A 22,359-nucleotide genomic window follows, 5' to 3' on the forward strand; every position below is an offset into this window, starting at 1 on the left:
GATGCCTCCACGGCATCCCGCTTCGTCGTATTCGCGTCGGATCGAGGTCAGAGCTCGCCGCGCGCGAGGCGACTCGGCCACCAGATCGCGCGACCGAGGTCGTAGGCGAGCGCCGGCACGAGCAGCGTGCGCACGAGGAACGTGTCGAGCAGCACGCCGAACGCGACGATGAACGAGATCTGCACGAGGAACAGGATCGGCAGTACCCCGAGCGCCGCGAAGGTCGCGGCGAGCACGAGCCCGGCCGAGGTGATCACGCCGCCCGTGAGCCGCAGCCCGCGGATGATGCCGGGCCGCGTGCCGAACCGCAGCGACTCCTCGCGCACGCGCGTCATCAGGAAGATGTTGTAGTCCACCCCGAGCGCGACGAGGAACACGAATCCGAAGAGCGGCACCGACGGGTCTGCGCCAGGGAAGTGGAAGACGTGCTCGAACACGAGCGCCGAGACGCCGAGCGCGGCGGCGAACGACAGCACGACGCTGCCGATGAGGATGAGCGGCGCCACGATCGAGCGCAGCAGCAGCATGAGGATCACGAGGATCGCCGCGAGCACGAGCGGGATGACGAGCGTGCGATCGGCGATCGCCGCGTCGTTCGTGTCGAGCGCGACCGCCGTCTGGCCGCCGACGAGCACGTCGGTGCCGACCTCGTCGAGCGCGTCGCGCAACGAGGCGACGGTCGCCTCGGCCTCGAGCGAGTCCGAGGCGTCCGACAGGGTGGCCTGCACGAGGACGCGGCCGTCCACGACGGTGGGCGCCGGCGCGGGGGTTCCGGGCGGGCCGAACGCCTGCACGCCGTCCCCGGTGACGGGTGCCGAGCCCGACGGCGAATCGGCGGAGACCACCGACACCGAGTCGACGCCGGGGGTCGCGAGCGCCACGTCGGCCATCGCCTGCAGCTCGTCCTCCGGTCCGATGATGACCGCCGGGGTGCCAGACCCGGCCGGGAAGTGCTCACCGATCGTCGCCTGCCCGTCGCGCGCCTGCGATTCACCGAGCACGAACTCGCTCGACGGCACGCCGTCGGCGTCGAGCTGGGCGAGGCCGAGCGACATGCCGGCGAGCGCGAGCACGGACACGATCCAGACGGTGCGCGGCCGGCGGGAGACGAGGCGGCCGACACCGGCCCACAGGCCGCGGTCGGGCAGGTCGCGCTCGTCGGGGGCGGATGCACCGTGCACGACGCCCGCCGCGTGCTTCGCGTGTGCGAGGTCGGCGTCGGGATCGCCCGCGTGCGCGACCCTGCGCGGCCAGAACGCCGCACGGCCGGCCCAGAGGAGGAGAGCCGGCAGCAGGGTGAGGGCCGACAGCAGCGCGAACACGATGCCGATCGCGGCGATGGGGCCGAGCGCCTTGTTCGAGTTCAGCTCGCTCACGAGCAGGATGAGCAGCCCGACGATGACCGTGCCGCCGCTCGCCACGATCGGCTCCCACGATCCGCGCAGCGCCGCCCACGTGGCATCCCACTTGCGCTCGTACCGGGCGAGTGTCTCGCGATACCGCGCGATGTACAGCAGCGCATAGTCGGTCGCGGCGCCGATCACGAGGATGAAGAGGATGCCCTGCGTCTGCCCCGAGAGCACGATGACGTCGGCCTTCGCGAGCGAGACGACCGTGAGCACGGCCGCGCAAAGGGCCGACATGCTCGTGAACAGCACGATGAGCGGCAGGAGCGGCGAGCGGTAGACCACAATGAGGATGACGAAGACGGCGGCGAGCGCGACCGCGAGCAGCAGGCCGTCGATGCCGCTGAAGGCGCCCGCGATGTCGGCGCTGAAGCCGGCCGGCCCGGCTACGGCGACCGTCGCCCCCTCGATCGGCACGTCGTCGATGGCGGCGCGGAGCTCGCCGACGACGTCCGACGCGCGCTCGGCCCCGTCGCCCGACTCGATCGGCACGACGATCTCGACCGCCTCGCCGTCGTCTGAGGCGATCGCGGGCGATACCTCGTCATCGATGACGCCCGGCACGTCGGCGAACGCCGAGCGCAGGTCGTCGACGGCGGCGAGCTGCGCGTCGTCGAGGTCGGTGCCGTCGTCGGTCGCGACGACCACGATCGCCGGGATCGTCTCGGTGTCGCGGAACGCCTCCTGCAGCGCGTCGACCTCGGTCGCCTCGGCGGAGGACGGCAGGAACTGGCTCTGGTCGTTGACCGACAGCTTGCTCAGCGAGCCGAACGACGAGCCGCCGGCGCCGAACGCGGCGAACCAGACGAGGATGAGGACGACGGGGATGAGGACGCGCAGCCACGTGGGCACGCGACGACGGGCACGAGTTTCGATCACACCCCGACGCTACGGGCGACGAGACCCGTCGCACATCGAACGAACGGTTGAACCCGCGCTACTCGGCGACGGTCACCGTGTGGGTCGACTGGTACAAGCGGATCTTCGTCAGCACCTGCACCCGCAACTCGTCGGGCGCGCTCTCGCGGCACGCGCGCTGCACGACCTCGGTGATCGCGACGCCCACGCGCAGCTCCGCCTGGCAGTCGACGCAGTTCTCGACGTGCTCGCGGATGTCGACCGCGTCGGCGGCCTGCAGCTCGTTGTGCAGGAACTCCTCGAGCTCGGCCCGGGCCTTCTCGCAACCGCAGTCGGTCATTTCGTGCTCCTCGCAGGTTTCGGCGCCTTCTCGGCCGCGGCGAATCCCTGTTCGCGGGCGTAGTCGGCGAGGGACTCGCGCAGCAGCCGCCGGCCACGGTGCAGGCGGCTCATCACGGTCCCGATGGGGGTGTTCATCATGTCGGCGATCTCCTGGTACGAGAATCCCTCGACGTCGGCGAAGTAGACGGCCAGCCGGAAGTCCTCGGGCAGGGCCTGCAGCGCGTCCTTCACGGCGCTGTCGGGCAGGTGGTCGATCGCCTCGGCCTCGGCCGAGCGGCTCGACCGCGCGGTCGTCGACTCGGCGCCGCCGAGCTGCCAGTCCTCGAGCTCGTCGATGGTGCCCTGGTAGGGCTCGCGCTGCTTCTTGCGGTAGCTGTTGATGAAGGTGTTGGTGAGGATGCGGTAGAGCCACGCCTTCAGGTTCGTGCCCTGCTTGAACTGCGCGAACGCCGCGTAGGCCTTGACGAAGGTCTCCTGCACCAGGTCCTGCGCGTCGGCCGGGTTCTTCGTCATGCGCAACGCAGCAGCGTAGAGCTGGTCGAGGAACGGCAGCGCCTGCTCTTCGAAGAGTTCGCCGAGCGGTCGGGCCTCTTCGGGGGCTTCCGAACCGCTGGGCGCCTGGTCGATCTCGTCGGCAGTCATCACGAGCAATCCTAGATCGTCGGCGACCGCCCTCGTCGGGCGCTCGAGCACGGCAAGCGACACGCGCACCATCTCCTTCCGCGTCGCGCTCCCCTGGCCCTGCGACGCTACTGTTGATAACCGATGCAGATTTCGAGGTATTCCGAACCCGAGTTCGACCCGTACGGCGACATGAAACAGACCGATGCGGATGCCTCGTGGCGCGCGCCGCGCGCGACCGCCCCGTTGACCGCGGCACTGGCGCTGCCCGGCTCGAAGTCGCTCACGAACCGCGAGCTCGTGCTCGCCGCCCTCGCCGACGGCCCGTCCACCCTGCGCGCCCCGCTCTGGTCGCGCGACAGCGAGCTCATGATCGAGGGCCTGCGCGCACTCGGCACGCGATTCGAGCGCGTTCCCGGGCACGGCGGCTTCGGCGACGACCTTCGGGTGACGCCCGCCGAGGAACTGGTCGGCTCGACGACGATCGACTGCGGCCTGGCGGGCACGGTCATGCGCTTCCTTCCGCCGGTCGCGGCGCTCGCGCTCGGCCCGACGACCTTCGACGGCGACGAGTACGCACGCAAGCGACCGATGTCGGGCGTGATCGAGGGACTCACGGGCCTCGGCGTCGATCTCGACGACGACCGTCGGGGCACCCTGCCGTTCACCGTGCACGGCACGGGCCGCGTCGCCGGGGGCTCCCTCGAGATCGACGCGTCGGCGTCCAGCCAGTTCGTCTCCGGTCTCCTGCTGTCCGCAGCGCGGTTCGACGACGGACTCGACCTGCGCCACGTCGGCGACCGCCTGCCGAGCATGCCGCACATCGAGATGACGATCGCGACCCTCGCGGCACGCGGCGTGGCGGTCGAAAGTCCCGAGACCGGCCGTTGGACCGTGGCCGCCGGTCCGATCCACGCCGTCGACGTCGACATCGAGCCCGACCTCTCGAACGCCGCCCCCTTCCTGGTCGCGGCGCTCGTGGCCGGCGGTTCCGTCACGATCACGGGCTGGCCGAGCGAGACCACGCAGGTCGGTGCGCAGCTGGCCGAGCTGCTCCCCCGCTTCGGGGCTCGCGTCGAGCGCGACGGCGACCGGCTCACCGTGCACGCACCGAAGGCCGCCGACGGCGCGGGTCGCGGCATCCGCGGCGTCGATCTCGACCTCTCGGAGGCCGGCGAGCTCGTGCCCAACCTCGTCGCCCTCGCCGCCTTCGCCGGCGAGCCGTCGACGTTCACGGGCATCGGCCACATCCGCCACCACGAGACCGACCGCCTCGCGGCCCTCGCGGCGGAGCTCAACGCCCTCGGCGGGCGCGTCACCGAGCTCGACGACGGACTGCGCGTCGAGCCGGCCGAGCTCCACGGCGGAGTCTGGCACGCCTACGCCGACCACCGCATGGCGACCGCCGGCGCGATCGTCGGGCTGGCCGTCGACGATGTCGTCGTCGACGACATCGGTTCGACGTCGAAGACGCTGCCCCAGTTCACCGAGCTCTGGGAGCGGCTGCTGGCATGACGTGGTGGAGCACCGACGATGACGACGACGAGCCCGAGTTCGACGAGTCCGACGTTCGCGTGCGCCCCAACCGCCGGGGCTCGCGCCCGCGCACCAAGGTGCGACCGGAGCACGCCGACGCGGTGACCGGCACCGTGCTCGGCGTCGACCGTGGGCGCTACACCGTGCTCGTCGACGACGGCGGACCCGACGAGCACGAGCTGACGGCCGCCCGCGCATCGGAGCTCCGCCGCAAGTCGGTCGTCACGGGCGACCGGGTCGATCTCGTCGGCGATGTCTCGGGTTCCGAGGGCACGCTCGCTCGCATCGTGCGCGTGCAGGAGCGCACCACGCTGCTGCGCCGCAGCGCCGACGACACCGACGAGGTCGAGCGCGTGATCGTCGCGAACGCCGACCAGATGCTCATCGTGGTGGCCGCCGCCGACCCCGAGCCCCGTATCCGCCTCATCGACCGGTACCTCGTGGCCGCCTTCGACGCCGGCATCCGGCCGCTGCTCTGCATGACGAAGACCGACCTCGCCGATCCTGGTGCGTTCCTCGCGAACTTCGCGGGGCTCGACCTGCCCGTGTTCCGCTCGCGTGCCGACGCGATGCCGCTCGACGAGATCGCCGACGCGCTCGTCGGCCATCGCACGGTGTTCGTCGGCCACTCGGGCGTCGGCAAGTCGACCCTCGTGAACGCGCTCGTTCCGAGCGCGCACCGTGCGACGGGGCACGTGAACGTGGTGACCGGCCGCGGACGGCACACGTCGTCGTCGACGGTGTCGCTGCGCATCGAGCACGACGGTCGCACCGGCTGGGCGATCGACACCCCCGGAGTGCGCTCGTTCGGGCTCGGGCACGTCGATCCGGCGAACATCCTCGGCGCGTTCACCGACCTCGCGCGCATCGCGGAGCGCTGCCCGCGCGGCTGCACGCACCTGCCCGATGCGCCCGACTGCGCGATCGTCGAAGCCGTCGACGCCGGCGAGCTCGGCGACACGGGCCGTGCCCGCCTCGACTCGCTGCAGCGCCTGCTCGAGACCTTCGCCTGACCTGCTCCGGCGGTCGCTCGGCAGCGGCCGAGGCATCCGCACATCGAAGGCTGCCTACGATGGAAGGCATGACCGATGCACGACTTGGCCCTGGCGACCTCGCCCCCGACTTCACGCTCGACGACCAGCACGGCGACCCCGTCACGCTCTCGTCGCTGCGCGGGTCGAAGGTCGTCCTCTACTTCTACCCGGAGGCGATGACCCCCGGCTGCACGACCGAGGCGTGCGACTTCCGCGACAGCCTCAACTCCTTCAAGAGCGCCGGCATCCGGGTGATCGGCGTCTCGAAGGACGACGCCGCGAAGCTCGCCCGCTTCGCCGAGCGCGACCGCCTGAACTTCACCCTCCTCTCCGACCCCGACCTCGCGGTGCAGCAGCAGTACGGCGTGTGGGGCGAGAAGTCGCTCTACGGCAAGATCGTCGTCGGCTCGATCCGCTCGACCTTCATCATCGACGAGGACGGCCGCATCCAGCGCGCCATGTACAACGTGAAGGCGACGGGGCACGTGGCACGCGTGCGCCGCGAGCTCGGCCTCGACGGCTGAGTCCGTCGCCTGATCCGCCAGGAGCCCGGTCGCGCGTGCGACCGGGCTCCCGTGTCTCCGGGCCGGACCCACCGCGTCGGCGGCCTCCCGCGGCCTCAGGCTCCGGGTGGCGCCTCCTCGACGGGGCGGTCCTCGGGGCGCGAGTAGGCGATGCGCACGGGCGTCCACAGCAAGAGCCCGATCACGGTCACGGCCGGCACGAGCAGCAGCCAGCCGACGTCGGGCCGCGCGAACAGGCCCTGGAACGCCCCCACGGCCACCGACAGCTGCAGGATCTGCCACACGATGGCCGCTGCACGCGACCACGGGGCCCGACGCAGCGACGCGACGGCGACCGCCCACACCCAGATCGCACCGATCGCGACGAGCACGATGAGCGCGATCGCCGTCGCCATCGACGACGGCTCGAGCGAGAAGAGGTCGACCACGAGCCAGCCCAGCAGGCCCGCGACGAGCAGGGCCTCGGCGAACAGCAGCGCGCTCACGACGACGAGCGCGGTGCGGGCCCCGCCGTCGGCAACGGCCGACGAGGATGCCGCGGACGGGACGCCGCCTGTCGCGTCGGGCCGGTCGTCGCGTCGATTCACAGGGTTATCCCATTCATGGCTATTGATTCGGACTCGGGGCTATGCGACCATTTACAAGGTCGAATTGATGCTCACAGGGTGGTGAGCCGATCAGTCATGATCCTACTTCCCGAGATTCGACTTTCCCCCTGCAGCAGCCCGAACGGGCACGTGCAATCACGCACGTCTGCGAACGAACACCCGCAAGGAGCATCTCCATGGATTGGCGCGACAAGGCCGCCTGCCTCACCGCAGACCCGGAACTCTTCTTCCCGGTCGGCAACACCGGCCCCGCCGTCGACCAGATCGAGAAGGCCAAGGCCGTCTGCGCCCGCTGCACCGTCACCGAGATCTGCCTGCAGTACGCCCTCGAGACCGGTCAGGACTCGGGCGTGTGGGGTGGCCTCTCCGAAGACGAGCGTCGCGCCCTCAAGCGCCGCGCCGCTCGCGCCCGCCGCGCGGGCTGAGACCCCGCGCGCTCCGCGCCGCCGAGCCGCGCGCACCCGGCGCACCATCGCTTCAGAGGCTCGGACGCCGGTCGGGCCGTTCTCCGCGAGCGCGTCCTGACCGGCGTGCGAATGCCGCGACGGTACGACGGGCCTGTCGCCGCGTCGGTGCCGCCCGCTACGCCTGGGTGATCCAGCGCAGCGGCACGTCGATCGTCACCTCGGTGCCGCGGCCCACGACCGTGTGCCAGTCGATCGTGCCGCCGAGCTCGCCCTGGATGAGCGTGCGCACGATCTGCGTGCCGAGGCCTTCGCCGACCTTGCCCTCGGGCAGGCCGGCGCCCGTGTCGCGCACCTGCACGGTGAGCATCGTGTCGGAGCGGTTCGCGATGATCTCCACATCGCCCTCCTGCCCCGCGAGTCCGTGCTCGACCGCGTTCGTGACGAGCTCGGTGAGCGCGAGCGCGAGCGGCGTCGCGTACTCGCTCGGCAGCACGCCGAACGAGCCCTGCCGCTTGGGGTGCGCGGTCGTGTTGTGCGCCGACGCGACCTCGGCGACGAGCAGCAGCGCCCTGTCGAACACCTCGTCGAAGTCGACGTTCTGGCTGAGGCCGGTCGACAGCGTGTCGTGCACGACGGCGATCGCCCCGACGCGGCGCATCGCCTGCGTGAGCGCCTCGCGCGCCTCGTCGGAGTGCGTGCGACGCGCCTGGATGCGCAGCAGCGACGCGACCGTCTGCAGATTGTTCTTGACGCGGTGGTGGATCTCGCGGATCGTCGCGTCCTTCGTGATGAGCTCCTGCTCCTGGTGGCGCAGTTCCGTGACGTCGCGCGTGAGCACGATCGCACCGATGCGCTCGCCGCGCCGGCGGATCGGGATCGCCCGGAGCGACACCGTCACCCCGCGGGACTCGACGTCGGTGCGCCAGGGTGCGCGGCCGGTGACCACGAGCGGCAGCGACTCGTCGACCACGAGCTTGCCGCCGAGGAGTCCGGTCGTCACCTCGGCGAGCGACTCGCCCTCGAGCTCGTCGTCGAAGCCCATGCGGTTGAACGCCGAGAGCGCATTCGGGCTCGCGAACGTCGTCACGCCGTCGACGTCGAGGCGGATCAGCCCGTCGGACGCTCGCGGCGCGCCCCGTCGCGGGCCCGTGGGCGCCCCGAGGTCGGGGAAGTCGCCCGACGCGATCATCTGGAAGAGCTCTTCGGCGCACTCGTTGAACGTGAGCTCCTGCCGGCTCGGGGTGCGCGTCGCGCCGAGGTTGGTGTGCCGGGTGATGACCGCCACCGGCTCGGGGGCGATGGCGGTCCCCGTGTCGGTGAGGCGTCGCATGACGGGCACGGCCCGAACCCGGGTCGGCATCTCCTCGTACCAGTCGGGCGCTGAGGAGTCGGCGATCGTCGCGGTCGCGAACGCCGCCGTCACGAGGTCGCGCCATTGCGGCTTGATCTCCTGGCCGACGAAGTCGCGGTAGAAGAGCGTCGCCGCGCTCGACGGCCGCGAGTGCGCGACGGCGACGAAGTCGTCGTCGCCCGACGGCACCCAGAGCACGATGTCGGCGAAGGCGAGATCGGCGAGCAGCTGCAGGTCGCCGACGAGCATGTGCAGCCAGTCGACGTCGGCCTGACTGCTGCGGCCCTGGGCGAGGACGAGATCACTGAGGGTCGACACAGACCCAGCGTAGTGCGCGGATGCCTCGTCGCCACGCAGCCGGCGGAGCCGTGATCGATCGGCCTGGCCGCTCGGCGGCGGAGCTCGCGGCGCGCGACGCAGCGGGGCCGCAGGCCTCACCCGAGCTCGGCCCGGCGGAGCACCGGCAGCGCGAACCCTCGCCGACGCGGCGCCGGGTCGGGGAGGATCGCACGCAGCACGTAATCGCGGAGCGCCGCACGCAGCGGTGCCCGGCCCGCGGCGTCGCGCAGGGTGCGTGCACCGAGGATCGCCGCATCGGCGGCGCGTCCGTCATGCGGCAGCAGGGTGGCCGTGTCGATGCCGGCGAACCGCTGCAGGGTCTGCCGCACCTGGGCGTGGGCGTCGATGCCGAGGGCGCTCTGGCGGACCCGGTTCACGATCACGTCGACACGCTCGGGGTCGACGAGCGCGACCAGTTCGCCGTGGCCGCGGAGGAGTCGCGACAGGCCCACGGGATCGGCGAGGCCGACGGCGACGACACGGTCGGCCGCCTCGAGGACCGCGAACGTCGCAGCATTGCGTCGCGGCGCGAACTGGTCGCTCGTGAGCTCCTCGTCGCGTTCGAGGCTGAACCCGGTGTCGATCACGAGGTACTCGAACTGCCCGCGCATCGCCTCGAGCGCCGAGCTCACGCGCGCATGCGCGAGCTCGGGCCATCGGTTGGGCCCGACGAGTCCCGAGTACACGTCGAACGACGCGCGCGGCGAGGTGTAACGCTGCGCGACGCGCTCGAGTTCAGTCCGGTCGAGCGAACCGGCGCCGGCGAGGCGGCACGCGGCGGCGAACCCGGGTGTCTCGTCGAGGAGGCCGAGCGCGGGTGCGACCGCACCCCCGTACGGATCGGCGTCGATGAGCGCGACGCGATGGCCGGCCGCGGCGAGCTCCGCGGCGATGTTGACGGCGATCGTCGTGCGCCCGGGCGCGCCGGCCGGGCCCCACACGGCGATGACCGCAGCCTCCGGCCGTGCCGCGGAACCGGAGTCGAACCGCGACGGCAGCGGTGCCGCCCCGGCGACGAGCGGCTCGATCTCGGGCCATCCGGCGCCGCGGCCGGCGATCTCGTGCACGCCGAGGGCGGCCGCCTGCGCCCGCTCCGCGTCATCGCCCGCGACGGCGACGAGCCGGATGCCGCGCTCGTCGCAGGCACGCAGGAGCTCGGCGTTCAGCGTGCCCCGCCCGGCGCCGACGACGACCGCCTCGGGCGCGAGGACGTCGAGGCTGTCGACGAGGTCGCGCCAGCCGACGAGCCGCGCGACGACCGTGTGCCCGTGCTCGACGAGGTCGGCGAGCAGCCGTTCCTCGGTCGCGGCGTCGAGCGCGAGTGCGATCCGCGCCATCTCAGTCGCCCGAGCCGGATGCGACGAGGTCGATGGCATCGCCGGTGGCGAGCGCCTCGAGCACGGCGGCGACCCGGTCGCTCGGGACGAGGACCTCGACCGAGGCCCCGCCCGACGAGACCATGCCGTCGTCCTCGACGATGCCCGCGATCTCGGCGTCGGCGACGAGCACCTTGGGCGCCTCGAATCCGCCGCGGTCCTTCGCGCGCGCCGACCACACGTCGACCCTCGACCCTGCGTCGAGACCGCGTGCGAGGGTGCCTCGGCTCGGTACCACGACGACGGACAGCCCGGTGGCGTCGGCATCGCCGACGGCTGCGGCGGGCACGAGCTCGCCCTTGCCGACGGTGCGGGTGACGACGAGCCCGTCGTCGGTGTCGTCGACCCGGAGATAGCCTGCTTCGGCCGTGCCGAGGCGGACCGACTCGACGTCCAGCCGATCGAGCTCGAGCTCGGCGCCCGGTGTGAGGGTCTCCCGTGCCACGTAGACGTCGACGGTGTCGTCGAGGCCGTCGACGAGCGCCCAGACGCCGATGGTCGAGCCGGCGACGAGCACGATCCCGATGAGCAGCCTCGGGTCGAGTCGAACGGCGCCGCGTTCACGTCGGTTGCGACCGGTCATCTGGTCTCGCTCCTCCTCCCGGCGCGCATGCGCCGGACACCATCGTCACCCCATCCGCGAAGTTCGTCCCGAAGTTATCCACAACGGCCGCGGCGCCGCCTGCGGTCGACGCGACGGGTCGATAATCGAGACATGACCTCACCAGGTTCGGGCGACGCGATCGGCCGCTTCCTCACGATCGCCGACGCGGCAGAGATCCTCGCCGTCGACGTGGCGACGGTCGACGCGCTCATCCGCAGCGGCGAGCTCCCCGCGATCCGCGTGGGCAGCTCGGGTCCGTGGCGCATCGAGCGCGCCCAGCTCGAGGTGTGGATCGAGCTGCGGTACGAAGCGACGCGCGTCGACGTCGCGTGGAACGAGGGCGAGTTCGCCAACATCACCGAGCTCTCCGGCGTGCGAGCCGGTCGCATCCGCCCGGTCGACTGATCCGCCCGCGCCCTGCAAGGCCGGCGCGACCGCCCGCCGGCCCGGCGCGGAGCTGCCAAGGGGCGGAGCGGGCACGGGCGAGCTCCCCGCGCCGCCCGGCCGATCAGTCGAACCGGACCAGCAGCAGGCGCGCCAGGGGCACGATCCGGTAGCCGTGCACGTCGCGCTCACGACGCGGAGCGCCCGGCTCGTGGAGCGCGAGGTCGAGGTGGTCGCGTGCGACGCGGTCGATCGTGCCGTGCGCGATGCCGTCGACCGTCGTCAGCTGCACGGCCGTCCTGCGGCGCGCGAGGTCGCGCAGCACGAACGGCAGCCCGATCCGCTCGGCGAGGCGCACCGAAGCCTCCGGTACCGCAGCAAGGCTCGGCTCGAGTTGCTCGCGACCCGGAAGGATCGCGGCGATCGCCGTGAACGGCACGACCACCTGGTCGGGTACCCGGCCGTGGTGCCGGGTCTCCGCGCTCAGCCAGTCGCGCCCGAATGCGAGCGGCCGCAGGCCGACGACGCCGCCGCCCTGCAGTTCGATGCGCACGACCGACTCGGCGGCGGACTCGGACGACCGGGTGAGCGCCGCGATGCGGTCGCGCAGGGTCAGCCGGCCGAGGCGGAGCCGTTCCTCCTCGAGCTCGAGCGCGCGCTGCTCGTCGAGGTGCTCGCGATCGAGCTGACCCTCGAGGTCGGCGAACAGCTGGTCCCAGCGCATACCCGCGACGGTACCTCGACGACGACGACGGCGCGCGGAGTTCTCCACAGCCGGAGAATTCTCTTGACACCTTCGGCAGGCATGCTTACATTCGCTTCAGGAATCCACCGTGTCCCCCGAGTGGGGGTGGTTCCCGTCGCGACGCTGCGAGGCTCGCGACCGCCAGCCCTACTGGAGCGAAGATGACCGTACGCGATGCCGCCGCCCGAACGACGGCCGTGCAGGGCGCTGCAGCCCGCCACCTCGACGACGAAGACGAGTACTTCGCCCGGCAACGGGCTCGGCGCGACCAGCTGCCCGACCCCGAGCAGTTGCTGCGCAATCTCACGCACTGCGTGATCGAGTCGCTCGCCGGGGCGCGCGACCTCGAGCAGCTGGCCCGGTGGGTGACCGACGAGGTCTACCGCAACCTCTCGAAGCGCGTCGTCCTCGCAGCCAGGGCCCGCCGCGTGAAGGGCCAGTCGCCCCAGCGCCCGGCCTTCTCGGTCGGCAACGTGCACATCTGCGAACCCGCCGACGGTGTGGTCGAGGCAGTCGTGATGGTGCACCAGCGGGCGCGCTCGCGCGCCGTCGCGATCCGACTCGAAGGGCTCGACCAGCGCTGGCGCGCGAGCGCCATCGGCGTGCTCTAGCACCACCCGATCCGTCGGCCGGGGCCCAGCACGCGAGCCGGTGCCGCATGCTTCGGTGCGCCGCGCATCTCGGGTGCGCCGCAGCACCGGGTCATCGCCATGCGATCGTGCGACGCCCCGCGTGCGCGGTCGTCACGACCAGGAGGCGCGTTCGTCCTCTCGCGGAGCGAGCACGGTGCGGGTCTCCGCGTCGAAGGTGCGCACCGGCCGTTCGCGGCTCCACCGCTCCCACCCCGGGTTGCCGTCACGGCAGAACGACACCCATGCGCCGTGCATCTCGACCGCGAGGGACACCGGGGCCGCTCCCCCGGTCAGCGCCGACGCGTCGGGCGCGTCGAGCCGGTCGAACACGGCGGGCAGCTCCATGCAGTGCGCGGCGCCCAGCTCGAGTCGCGGGCTCCGCCAGCCGAACTCGTACACCCACGTCGCGGCACCGCGGTCGAGCCGGGCGTCGGCGAGCCGGTTGATCGGCAACCGCAGCAGGAGGTCGGTGGCGAGCACGCCGAACAGGTCGCCCCGTCCGATGCCGGGCCGGTTGCGACGGTAGCGGCGCATCGTGCCGGCACGGATGCGGAACGCGAGACGCGCGGCGAGCAGGTGCCGGCGGCCGATCCGCGCGACGAGCCCCGTCGGATGCAGCCACAACCGGGCCTCCTCAGCGGTGCACCCGATGAGCATCGGAACCTCGTCGGCCGAGCCGGCCACGAGCGCCTGCTCGGGATCGGGCAGCCCGTCGCCGATCGCGATCGCGAACCCGGGCCCGCCCGTGACGGGGGTCGTTCCCTGCGTCACCCGCTGCTGCGCGGCCACGAGGTCGCTCGGCGCGACCGCCGCGAACGCGTCTCGCGTCGAGGCGATGCCGAGGTCCGCGGCGATGAGCCGTGTGATGCGGCCGGCCTTCTCCCGCGGTCGCGCCGCGAGCGGCCCGCTCTGCAGGATGGCCCGGTCGACGAGGCCGGATGCCTCGGGATGGGCGAGCACGGCGGCGATGAGCGACGCACCGGCCGACTGCCCCGCGACGGTGACGCGGGCCGGGTCGCCGCCGAAGGCCGAGATCTCACGACGCACCCAGCGCAGCGCCGCGATGACGTCGAGGAGCCCGAGGTCGAGCGGTGCGCCGTCGAGCACCGAGAACCCCTCGGACCCGAGCCGGTAGTTCACCGAGACGAAGACGATGCCGTCGCGCGCGAACGGTGCTCCGTCGTAGCTGTCGAGCGCGTTCGCACCACGTGTCAGGGCGCCGCCGTGCACCCACACCATCACCGGACTCGACCCGGGCGCATCGGCGACGGCGCCCGAGCCGAAGACATCCGGCGACCACACGTTCAGGTTGAGGATCTCACTGCCGTCGACCTCGATCGAGGGCAGCACCCGCTCGAGGCCGCCGCCGTAGGGCGCCTGCGGCGCGGTGGCGCCGGGCGACGAGGCATCCCGTTCGCCCGCCCATCCCGCATGCGGCTCGGGGGCCGCGAAGCGGCGGTCGCCGAACGGCGTCGCCGCGTACGGCACGCCGAGGAAGCGCGCGACCCCGCCGGAGCGGGTGCCGCGCAGCCTCCCCGCGGAGACGACGGCGATCGGGTCGGTCACGCCGAGCTCAGCGACCCTTGCGCTCCTGCGCACGACGCTCGGCGCGGTTCTGCGGCGCCTCGCCGCCCGACCGCTGGCCGAACGCCCCGCGCTCTCCGCCCTCGACGGCCTGCTGGGGCGACTGGCTCTCGGCGACGGCGCGACGGGCGCGCTGCGTCGCCGCCTGCTGCACCTGGCCGCGCTGGTTGCGCACCTCGACGCCGCCCGAGTCGCTCGGCGCGGTGTAGCTGAGCTTCTCGTCGGGCGTCGACTCGCGCGCGAGTCCCTTGGCCTCGATCGTGGTGGCCGCGCCGGCTCCGGCCTGCGGGGCGACCTCGACCTCGAGGTTGAACAGGAAGCCGACCGTCTCCTCGCGGATCGAGCCCATCATCTGCTGGAACATCGCGTAGCCCTCGCGCTGGTACTCGACCAGCGGGTCGCGCTGGGCCATCGCACGGAGCCCGATGCCGTCCTTCAGGTAGTCCATCTCGTAGAGGTGGTCGCGCCAGCGACGGTCGATCACCGAGAGCACGACGCGGCGCTCGAGCTCGCGCATCGCGGGGCTGCCCAGCTGCTGCTCGCGGCGCTGGTAGGCGAGCTTCGCGTCGGAGATGATCTCGCGACGCACGAACTCGCGGTTCACGCGGCCCTTCTCGCCGGCCTCGGCGACGACCTCGTCGATCGTGATGCCGATCGGGTAGAGCGTCTTGAGCTCGGCCCACAGCGCGTCGAAGTCCCACTCGTCGGGGTTGCCGTCGGCGGTGTGCTGGTCGAGCACCTCGTCGATGACGTCGTCGAGGAACTTCTGGGTGCGCTCGTGCAGGTCGTCGCCCTCGAGGATGTGGCGGCGGTCGGAGTAGATCGCCTCGCGCTGGCGGTTCAGCACGTCATCGTACTTGAGGACGTTCTTGCGGATCTCGGCGTTGCGCGCCTCGACCTGCGACTGCGCCGAACGGATCGCTCGCGTCACGACCTTCGACTCGATCGCGACGTCGTCGGGCACCCCGCGCGACATGAGGCTCTCTGCGGCACCCGCGTTGAAGAGGCGCATGAGGTCGTCGGTGAGCGACAGGTAGAACCGGCTCTCGCCCGGGTCGCCCTGACGGCCCGATCGACCGCGCAGCTGGTTGTCGATGCGGCGCGATTCGTGGCGCTCGGTGCCGAGCACGTAGAGACCGCCGGCGGCCAGCACCTTCTCGGCCTCGACCGCGACCTCGGCCTTCACGGCCTCGAACACGTCGTCCCAGGCGGCTTCGTACTCGTCGGGCGTCTCGGCGGGCGAGAGCCCTTTCTCGTGCATCTGCTGCACGGCGATGAACTCGGCATTGCCGCCGAGCATGATGTCGGTGCCGCGGCCGGCCATGTTCGTCGCGACGGTGACCGCACCGAGCCGGCCCGCCTGCGAGACGATCGCCGCCTCACGGGCGTGGTTCTTCGCGTTCAGCACCTCGTGCCGCACGCCCTTCTTCGCGAGCAGGCGCGAGAGGTACTCGCTCTTCTCGACGCTCGTCGTGCCGACGAGCACGGGCTGGCCCTTCTTGTGGCGCTCCACGATGTCCTCGACGACCTGCGCGAACTTCGCCTCCTCGTTCTTGTAGACGAGGTCGGGCTGGTCGATGCGCACCATCGGCTTGTTCGTCGGGATCGGCACGACCCCGAGCTTGTACGTCGACATGAACTCGGCCGCCTCGGTCTCGGCGGTACCGGTCATGCCGGAGAGCTTGTCGTACAGGCGGAAGTAGTTCTGCAGCGTGACGGTCGCGAGCGTCTGGTTCTCGGCCTTGACCTGTACGCCCTCCTTCGCCTCGATCGCCTGGTGGATGCCCTCGTTGTAGCGACGGCCGACGAGGATGCGGCCGGTGTGCTCGTCGACGATGAGCACCTCGCCGTTCATCACCACGTAGTCCTTGTCGCGCTTGAACAGCGCGTTGGCCTTGATCGAGTTGTTGAGGAACGAGATGAGCGGCGTGTTCGCCGACTCGTACAGGTTGTCGATGCCGAGGTAGTCCTCGACCTTCTCGATCCCGGGCTCGAGCACGCCGACGGTGCGCTTCTTCTCGTCGACCTCGTAGTCCTCGCCGGCGACGAGGCGGTCGGCGAGGCGCGCGAACTCCGCGAACCAGCGGTTCGCCTCGCCCGACGCGGGGCCAGAGATGATGAGCGGCGTACGCGCCTCGTCGATGAGGATCGAGTCGACCTCGTCGACGATCGCGAAGTGGTGGCCGCGCTGCACCATGTCGGAGGCCTGCCAGGCCATGTTGTCGCGCAGGTAGTCGAAGCCGAACTCGTTGTTCGTGCCGTAGGTGATGTCGGCCGCGTACTGCTCGCGTCGCACCTGCGGCGTCTGGCCGGCCACGATGCAGCCCGTCGTCATGCCGAGGGCGCGGAAGACGCGACCCATCAGCTCGGACTGGTAGCTCGCGAGGAAGTCGTTGACCGTGATGACGTGCACGCCGCGGCTGGTGAGCGCGTTGAGGTAGGCCGCGGTCGTCGCGACGAGGGTCTTGCCCTCACCGGTCTTCATCTCGGCGATGTTGCCGAGGTGCAGGGCGGCGCCGCCCATGAGCTGCACGTCGAAGTGGCGGAGGCCGAGGGTCCGCCGGCTCGCCTCGCGCACGGCTGCGAAGGCCTCGGGCAGCAGGTCGTCGAGCGACTCGCCGCTCGCGTAGCGCTCGCGCAGCTCGACCGTCTCGTGCTTCAGCTCGTCATCGCTGAGCGCCTTGAAGCCCTCTTCGAGTGCGTTGACCGCCGCCGCGTAGTTCTCGAGCCGCTTGAGGGTTCGACCCTCGCCGACGCGGAGGACCTTTTCAAGAATCGAAGCCACGAATGTTCTCCTGTTGTTTCATCGGCGCCGCATCATCGGGTGCAGGCCTCGGGTGGCCTCGGCGCCCGTTGCCGCCTGTGCAGCGGTCATCATAGCCATGCTAGTGGGCCGCGACCTGAGCGACCCCGCCACCGCATCCTCGGATGCGGTGGCGGGGTCGTCGGCGAAGCCTGTTCCGATCAGGATGCCACGGGCTCGCGCCCGCTCGTCACGGGGGTGTCGATCGCACCCTCGCCGTGCTCGTCGAGGCCGATGACGCCGTAGTCCCAGCCCTTGCGGCGGTAGACCACGCTCGGCCGGCTCGTCTCGGAGTCGATGAAGAGGTAGAAGTCGTGTCCGACGAGTTCCATGAAGTAGAGCGCCTCGTCGACGGTCATCGGTGCCGACGCGAACACCTTGCGACGGATCACGACGGGCGTGTAGACCTCGTCGTCGCCCATCTCGTCGGTCGTCTCGACCACCGGGATGCTGCCGGTGCGCACCTGTTCGAGCACCTCGACGCCGGCCGCCTGGACGCCGACCCCGTTGAAGCCGGCCTCGGCCGCCTCGCGGAGCGAGGTGTGCCGGTGGTTGCCGCCGCGATGCACCTTGCGCCGGTCCTTCGCGCGGCGGATCCGCTCGAGCAATCGCCCGAGTGCGACGTCGAACGCCGCGTACTTGTCGGTGCCGTCGGCCTCGGCCCGCACGACGGGCCCCTTGCCGAAGAGCGTGAGCTCGACGCGATCGAGCCCGGGGTTGCCGTTCTTCTCGTTGTGACGGCTGAGCTTCACGTCGAGGGAGATGGCGCGGTCGGTCAGATGCGTGACCTTCTCGGACTTCTCCGTCGCATAGGCGCGGAAACGGTCCGTGATCCCCAGGTTTCGTCCGACGATGTTCAGTTCCATGACGACCTCCGTTCACCGGCGTGTCACCCGGTTCTGAAGGGTGGATCGACCACGCCTGTCCTGCCACCGTAGCCCGCCCGCCCGGCAAAGTCACGGAGTGTTTCCGTCGAGTTCGCCGAGAGCCGAACATGGCGGAGCGGGGTCTCGGCGAGCACGGCCGCGCCGACGGTCGACGCCCCTGCCGCACGCAGCGCGCGGGCGGCCTCCGCCATGGTCGCGCCCGTCGTCAGGACGTCGTCGACGAGCAGGAACGAGCGGTCGTCGAGCGGACGGTCGGCGGTGAGGCCCCCGGCGGCGTTCGCGCGTCGCGCGTCGGCCCCGAGCGCCGCCTGGTCGGCGCGTTCGCGAGCGAGTCGCAGCACCCGGGCCGGGCGCAGGCCGCACCGGGCGAGCAGCAACTCGACCGGGGCGTAGCCGCGCTCGCGCATCGCGCGTCGCGTCGACGGGACGACGGCGATCTCGATCGGCGTGCTCGGGTCTCGACCGCTCGCCGCGGCGTGGCCGACCTCGCCGCCGGGCCGATGGGGTGCGACCGCGTCGAGCGCCGCTCGTATCGCATCGCCGAGGGCGGTCGCGAGCACGGGCGCGGCGTCGGTTCGTCCGCCGTCCTTGAAGGCGCCGATCACCGCGGCCGCGACCCCCTCGTACTCGAGCGCCGCGTGCACGGCGAACGCGCCCTCTGGGCCTTCCCGGAGGACCGCCCGCGGCGATCCGGCGAGCTGCACGCGGCATTCGCCGCAGACGCTCCGGTCGGGCCGTCCGCACCCGGCGCAGACGACGGGCACGAGCACGGCGAGCGCGTCGAGCACGGCTCCCCCGGCGGCCGCGGCGAGTGCGGTGAGCGTGCGAAGCCCGGCGTTCATGCGACCAGACTGTCCCGGATCACGAGCGTCGGGGCCGCGGGCCGAGCCGCACGCGGACGATGTCGGCAGCCGGCGCCTGGGGAGGACGGGTCGGCTCAGTCGGGCATCTGCACCGACACGAAACCGAGGTCGGTCGCCCGCTCCTGCCAGGTGACGCCGCTCGGCACCTCGAGGGCCCCGCCGGAGGTGAGTACGCGCAGGCTCCGCTCGCCGTTGCCGGCGTCGAGCGAACGGCCGTCGGCCGGACCGGCGGTGTCGTCGGGCACGCCGCCGAGGTCCTGCACGAGCACGCGGGTGTCGCCGCCCGGGAGCTCGACGAGGGCGGCGACCCGGTTCGCATCGAGCCAGGCGACGTCGCGCGGCGTGCCTGCGATGCTCGCGAGTCGCAGCACGGTCTTGCCGAGCGCGACCGGCAGGCCGTTCTCGTCGCGCTCGATCGACGCGGCGACGAACCGGGCGCGTGTGCCGTCGCCGAGCAGCGCGATGATGCGCGTGCCGTCGCGCGACACCTCGAGCGCGGCGATCGTCGAGCCGACCCACGGCACGGCGAGCGGGATCGGGTCGCCCGACGGCGGGTACGCGACCAGCTCGCCCGGCGCGGCCGCCGGCACCGACCACACGACCCCCTGCGGGTCGATCGCCGGCACGATGAGGCCGGGGCGGGGGTCGAGCTCGGCGAGTTCCTCGCCCGCCCGCACGAGGGAGACCCCCGCATCGTTCCGCACCGCGACCGACGTTCCGCCGGCGCCGACCGCGGCTCCGTCGGGTGCGAGTCCCTCGACCTGGGGCGAGACGCCGTCGATCGGCTCGATCTCGTCGTTCGACGAGGCCAGGTGGCCGAAGCTCGTGCCGTCGTACACGACGGGTCGCGGATCGACCGCGGGATTCTGGATCGGCGGATCGGCGAGCGGCGGCGGGTCCTGGGGTGCCCCGTCGATCGACAGGGCGACGTCGCTGACGTCTCGCACGCTGCCGACGAGGGTCGCGTCGAGCTGCTCCTGCATGCGCTGCACCGTGCGCGTGTCCTCGAACTGCGCCCCGGACAGGTCGACGCTCGCGGTGCCGTTCGCGATCGGCACCGAACTCTGCTCGAGCGCCGTGCCCTCCGGGAACGAGGTCTTCACTCCGGGGAGCAGCCATTCGGCCGGTCCGGCGAGCAGTGCCCGCACGACGTTCGTCTGCGCCGCATCGGTGCGTGCGAACCAGCGCAGGTCGGGCACGAGGTAGCGGAAGTCGGCCGAGTAGAAGTAGAGCTCGTAGGAGCGGTACACCTCGCTGAAGGTGAGTTCGTCGATCAGCAGGCCCTGCGGCGCCTCGGCGATGCGCCACTCGCCGTCGACGGTGACGAGACGGTACGGCAGCGTCGCCTCGGCGGTCGTCTCGGGCAGCTCGTACTGCCCGGTGGCCGTGAGCGCTGCGGCGGGCGTCGCCGTGACCAAGACCTCCGACTCGGTCGCGCCGTCGGCGACCTTCGGCGCATCGATGGTGCGGTCGGCGCGCACGTCGATCGTGGTCCCGGCGTCGGGATGCCATTCGGGATAGAACTCGTCGGTCAGGTACTGCCGCGCCACCTGGTAGTTGCCCCGCGGGCTCGCCGCCGCATCGATGAAGCCCAGCACGATCTGCTCGGGCGAGGCGCCCGGCTGCGGGCCGCGCACGAAGGTGTCGAGCTCGAGCGATTCCTCCACCGGATCGGGGTGGCCGACCCCTACCGGCCCTGACGTGGGCAGGGCGACGCAACCCGTCAGCATGGTTGCGACGACGAGCAGCAGGGATGCCGCGAACGGGCGTCTACGCATCGTGCCGACCTCCGTCCGAGGCATCCAGGTCGATCGCGGTCACGACGCCCGTGGGCGGCGGTCCGGTCGCATCGACGTCGTCGGGTTCGAGCGGCAGCGGCGACACCACCGCCTCGGCGTCGCGCGTGCGGGGCAGGGTGAGCCGGAACACACTGCCGGCCCCGGGCTTCGACCAGACGTCGAGCACGCCGCCGTGGGCGACCGCGTCCTCGAGCGAGATCGCGAGCCCGAGCCCGGTGCCGCCGATCGTGCGGGTGCGACTCGGGTCGGCGCGCCAGAAGCGGTCGAACACGCGCGCGCTCTCCACCTCGGTCATTCCCAGTCCGTAGTCGCGCACCGACAACGCGACCGCCGACTCGTTGCTGTCGACGGCGACGACGATCGGCTTGCCCTCGCCGTGCTCGATCGCGTTGCCGAGCAGGTTGCGCACGATGCGCCGGATCCGGCGCGGGTCGACATCGGCGTCGAGGTGCCCGCCGGGTGCGACGAGCCGGAGCTCCGAGCCGTGCTCGCGCGCCAGCTCGTGCATCGACTCGATCGCGTCGCCTGCGAGGTGCACGAGGTTCGTCGGCTGGGTCGTGAGCTCGACCGAGCCGGCGTCGTAGCGACTGATCTCGAGCAGGTCGGCGAGGAGCGTCTCGAACCGGTCGGTCTGCGTGTGCAACAGCTCGACGGTGCGCGAGGTGGGACCTGCGAAGTCGTCGCGCTGGCCGTACAGTACGTCGCCCGCCAGCCGGATCGTCGTGAGCGGGGTCCGCAGCTCGTGCGAGACGTCGGAGACGAATCGCTGCTGCATGACCGAGAGCTCGGCGAGCTCGCGGATGCGGGCCTGCAGGCTGTCGGCCATGCCGTTGAACGAGGCGGCGAGGGTGGCCAGCTCGTCTTCGCCCTTCGACGGCATGCGCACCCCGAGGTCGCCCGCCGCGAGTCGGCGGCTCGTGGCCGCCGCGGAGCGGATCGGTTCGATCACCCAGCGGACGACCAGCAGGGTGATCGCGCTGAGCAGGGCGAGCAGCGCGATCGCCCCGATGATGCCGACGGTCTGCATGAAGGCGAGCGTCTCCTGCGCGTCGGCGAAGTTGTAGCCGATGTAGAGCCCGTAGCGGCCGGCCTGCGGCACGGTGATGCTCGACGCCACGACGACACCCGGATCGGTTCCGCCGGCGCCGTCCTCGAGCGCGACCGACTGCCAGAACTGCCCCTCCGGGTTGTCGGCGACGCGCTGCTGCAGTTCCTCGGTGATGACGCCGTCGAGCGCGGGCGCGCCGCGATCGGGCGGAGCGACCCTGTTCGGCTCCTCGTCGATGCGGAAGTACGCGATCGCGGTCGACCCCGACACGGATTGGACGGTGCGCGCGGTCGAGTTCATGAGGGCCTGGAGTGACGCACGGTCGCTCGCGTCGGACGAGTTGAGGATGCTCTGCGCCGCGGTGGTCGCGTTGTTCGATGCGCCGAGCGACTCGTCGAGCTGGTTCTGGAAGAGGTTCGAGGCGACGCTGAACGAGATGTAGAGGCCGATCACGAAGATGGCGAGGGATGAGAGGGCGAGCGTGATCGCGACCGTGCGGAACTGCAGGGAGCGTCGCCACAGTGCCGCGAGCCGCCTCGGTTGCTCTCGCCACGATCCGGCGAACGGCATCGCCGCGGCATGGGCCTCCGTCATCCGCCCGTCGCCCG

At 71.7% G+C, this 22,359-nt stretch carries 20 protein-coding genes; 6 read left to right on the forward strand and 14 right to left on the reverse strand.

Going from position 1 to position 22,359, the window contains the following annotated elements; translation table 11 throughout:
• Positions 1-47: 47 nt before the first annotated feature.
• Genes ACWGPE_RS03935 through ACWGPE_RS03945 form a run of 3 tightly spaced genes read right to left on the reverse strand, consistent with a single transcriptional unit; the run spans position 48 to position 3,320 of the window.
• Positions 48-2,285 (reverse strand): MMPL family transporter, encoded by a 2,238-nt coding sequence (locus ACWGPE_RS03935; RefSeq protein WP_452048183.1) that lies wholly within the window; start codon positions 2,283-2,285, stop codon positions 48-50.
• A 58-nt stretch (positions 2,286-2,343) separates the two neighbouring features.
• A complete protein-coding gene (locus ACWGPE_RS03940) occupies positions 2,344-2,604 on the reverse strand; it encodes a zf-HC2 domain-containing protein (RefSeq protein WP_231431534.1) in 261 nt (86 codons plus the stop codon).
• Positions 2,601-3,320 carry a sigma-70 family RNA polymerase sigma factor gene (locus ACWGPE_RS03945; protein ID WP_374201136.1) on the reverse strand — a complete coding sequence of 240 codons (720 nt, stop codon included), beginning with the start codon at positions 3,318-3,320 and terminating at the stop codon, positions 2,601-2,603. Before ACWGPE_RS03945 ends, ACWGPE_RS03940 begins: the two co-directional genes overlap by 4 nt.
• A gap of 51 nt (positions 3,321-3,371) precedes the next feature.
• On the opposite strand from ACWGPE_RS03945, the gene aroA reads away from it, so the two are divergent.
• From aroA to bcp, 3 genes are all read left to right on the forward strand, one after another.
• Complete coding sequence (gene aroA / locus ACWGPE_RS03950; RefSeq protein WP_452048184.1) at positions 3,372-4,742, forward strand: 3-phosphoshikimate 1-carboxyvinyltransferase; 1,371 nt, start codon at positions 3,372-3,374, stop codon at positions 4,740-4,742.
• The gene (gene rsgA, locus ACWGPE_RS03955) at positions 4,739-5,776 is read left to right on the forward strand and encodes a ribosome small subunit-dependent GTPase A (RefSeq protein ID WP_231431536.1); all 1,038 of its coding nucleotides are present in this window, start codon (positions 4,739-4,741) and stop codon (positions 5,774-5,776) included. The genes aroA and rsgA overlap by 4 nt, the downstream gene beginning before the upstream one ends.
• Before the next feature lie 68 nt (positions 5,777-5,844).
• Complete coding sequence (bcp, locus tag ACWGPE_RS03960) at positions 5,845-6,321, forward strand: thioredoxin-dependent thiol peroxidase (protein ID WP_231431537.1); 477 nt, start codon at positions 5,845-5,847, stop codon at positions 6,319-6,321.
• Between the two features lie 95 nt (positions 6,322-6,416).
• On the opposite strand, the gene ACWGPE_RS03965 is transcribed toward bcp, so the two are convergent.
• Positions 6,417-6,908 carry a hypothetical protein gene (locus ACWGPE_RS03965; protein WP_231431538.1) on the reverse strand — a complete coding sequence of 164 codons (492 nt, stop codon included), beginning with the start codon at positions 6,906-6,908 and terminating at the stop codon, positions 6,417-6,419.
• A 197-nt stretch (positions 6,909-7,105) separates the two neighbouring features.
• Between ACWGPE_RS03965 and ACWGPE_RS03970 the strand changes: the two genes are divergently transcribed.
• On the forward strand, positions 7,106-7,354 hold the full coding sequence (locus ACWGPE_RS03970; RefSeq protein ID WP_055859573.1) for a WhiB family transcriptional regulator: 249 nt from the start codon (positions 7,106-7,108) through the stop codon (positions 7,352-7,354).
• A 157-nt stretch (positions 7,355-7,511) separates the two neighbouring features.
• On the opposite strand, the gene ACWGPE_RS03975 is transcribed toward ACWGPE_RS03970, so the two are convergent.
• From ACWGPE_RS03975 to ACWGPE_RS03985, 3 genes are all read right to left on the reverse strand, one after another.
• Entirely contained in the window at positions 7,512-9,005 is a 1,494-nt protein-coding gene (locus ACWGPE_RS03975) for a sensor histidine kinase (protein WP_231431539.1), read from the reverse strand.
• Positions 9,006-9,121: 116 nt separating this feature from the next.
• A complete protein-coding gene (locus ACWGPE_RS03980; protein WP_452048185.1) occupies positions 9,122-10,363 on the reverse strand; it encodes an AAA family ATPase in 1,242 nt (413 codons plus the stop codon).
• Between the two features lies 1 nt (position 10,364).
• Complete coding sequence (locus ACWGPE_RS03985; RefSeq protein ID WP_231431541.1) at positions 10,365-10,985, reverse strand: CpaB family protein; 621 nt, start codon at positions 10,983-10,985, stop codon at positions 10,365-10,367.
• 132 nt (positions 10,986-11,117) lie between these two features.
• On the opposite strand from ACWGPE_RS03985, the gene ACWGPE_RS03990 reads away from it, so the two are divergent.
• Positions 11,118-11,411: a helix-turn-helix domain-containing protein gene (locus ACWGPE_RS03990; RefSeq protein WP_275506620.1), complete on the forward strand. Its 294-nt coding sequence runs from the start codon at positions 11,118-11,120 to the stop codon at positions 11,409-11,411.
• Positions 11,412-11,514: 103 nt separating this feature from the next.
• On the opposite strand, the gene ACWGPE_RS03995 is transcribed toward ACWGPE_RS03990, so the two are convergent.
• Positions 11,515-12,114, reverse strand: coding sequence for a hypothetical protein (locus tag ACWGPE_RS03995; RefSeq protein ID WP_275506619.1), 600 nt, complete (start codon positions 12,112-12,114; stop codon positions 11,515-11,517).
• 182 nt (positions 12,115-12,296) lie between these two features.
• On the opposite strand from ACWGPE_RS03995, the gene ACWGPE_RS04000 reads away from it, so the two are divergent.
• The gene (locus ACWGPE_RS04000; RefSeq protein ID WP_231431544.1) at positions 12,297-12,746 is read left to right on the forward strand and encodes an Rv3235 family protein; all 450 of its coding nucleotides are present in this window, start codon (positions 12,297-12,299) and stop codon (positions 12,744-12,746) included.
• A gap of 132 nt (positions 12,747-12,878) precedes the next feature.
• Here the strand turns inward: ACWGPE_RS04000 and ACWGPE_RS04005 are convergent, their stop codons facing one another.
• From ACWGPE_RS04005 to mtrB, 6 genes are all read right to left on the reverse strand, one after another.
• The gene (locus ACWGPE_RS04005; RefSeq protein ID WP_452048186.1) at positions 12,879-14,333 is read right to left on the reverse strand and encodes a carboxylesterase/lipase family protein; all 1,455 of its coding nucleotides are present in this window, start codon (positions 14,331-14,333) and stop codon (positions 12,879-12,881) included.
• A 7-nt stretch (positions 14,334-14,340) separates the two neighbouring features.
• The gene (secA, locus tag ACWGPE_RS04010) at positions 14,341-17,136 is read right to left on the reverse strand and encodes a preprotein translocase subunit SecA (protein ID WP_231431546.1); all 2,796 of its coding nucleotides are present in this window, start codon (positions 17,134-17,136) and stop codon (positions 14,341-14,343) included.
• A 179-nt stretch (positions 17,137-17,315) separates the two neighbouring features.
• Positions 17,316-18,020: a ribosome hibernation-promoting factor, HPF/YfiA family gene (hpf, locus tag ACWGPE_RS04015; RefSeq protein WP_231431547.1), complete on the reverse strand. Its 705-nt coding sequence runs from the start codon at positions 18,018-18,020 to the stop codon at positions 17,316-17,318.
• A gap of 23 nt (positions 18,021-18,043) precedes the next feature.
• Positions 18,044-18,883 carry a ComF family protein gene (locus tag ACWGPE_RS04020; protein ID WP_275506618.1) on the reverse strand — a complete coding sequence of 280 codons (840 nt, stop codon included), beginning with the start codon at positions 18,881-18,883 and terminating at the stop codon, positions 18,044-18,046.
• A 95-nt stretch (positions 18,884-18,978) separates the two neighbouring features.
• Positions 18,979-20,682, reverse strand: coding sequence for a GerMN domain-containing protein (locus ACWGPE_RS04025; RefSeq protein ID WP_452048187.1), 1,704 nt, complete (start codon positions 20,680-20,682; stop codon positions 18,979-18,981).
• Entirely contained in the window at positions 20,675-22,345 is a 1,671-nt protein-coding gene (gene mtrB / locus ACWGPE_RS04030; RefSeq protein ID WP_231431550.1) for an MtrAB system histidine kinase MtrB, read from the reverse strand. Before mtrB ends, ACWGPE_RS04025 begins: the two co-directional genes overlap by 8 nt.
• Positions 22,346-22,359: the final 14 nt, after the last annotated feature.

Source organism: Agromyces sp. NPDC055658 (genome assembly GCF_053618155.1).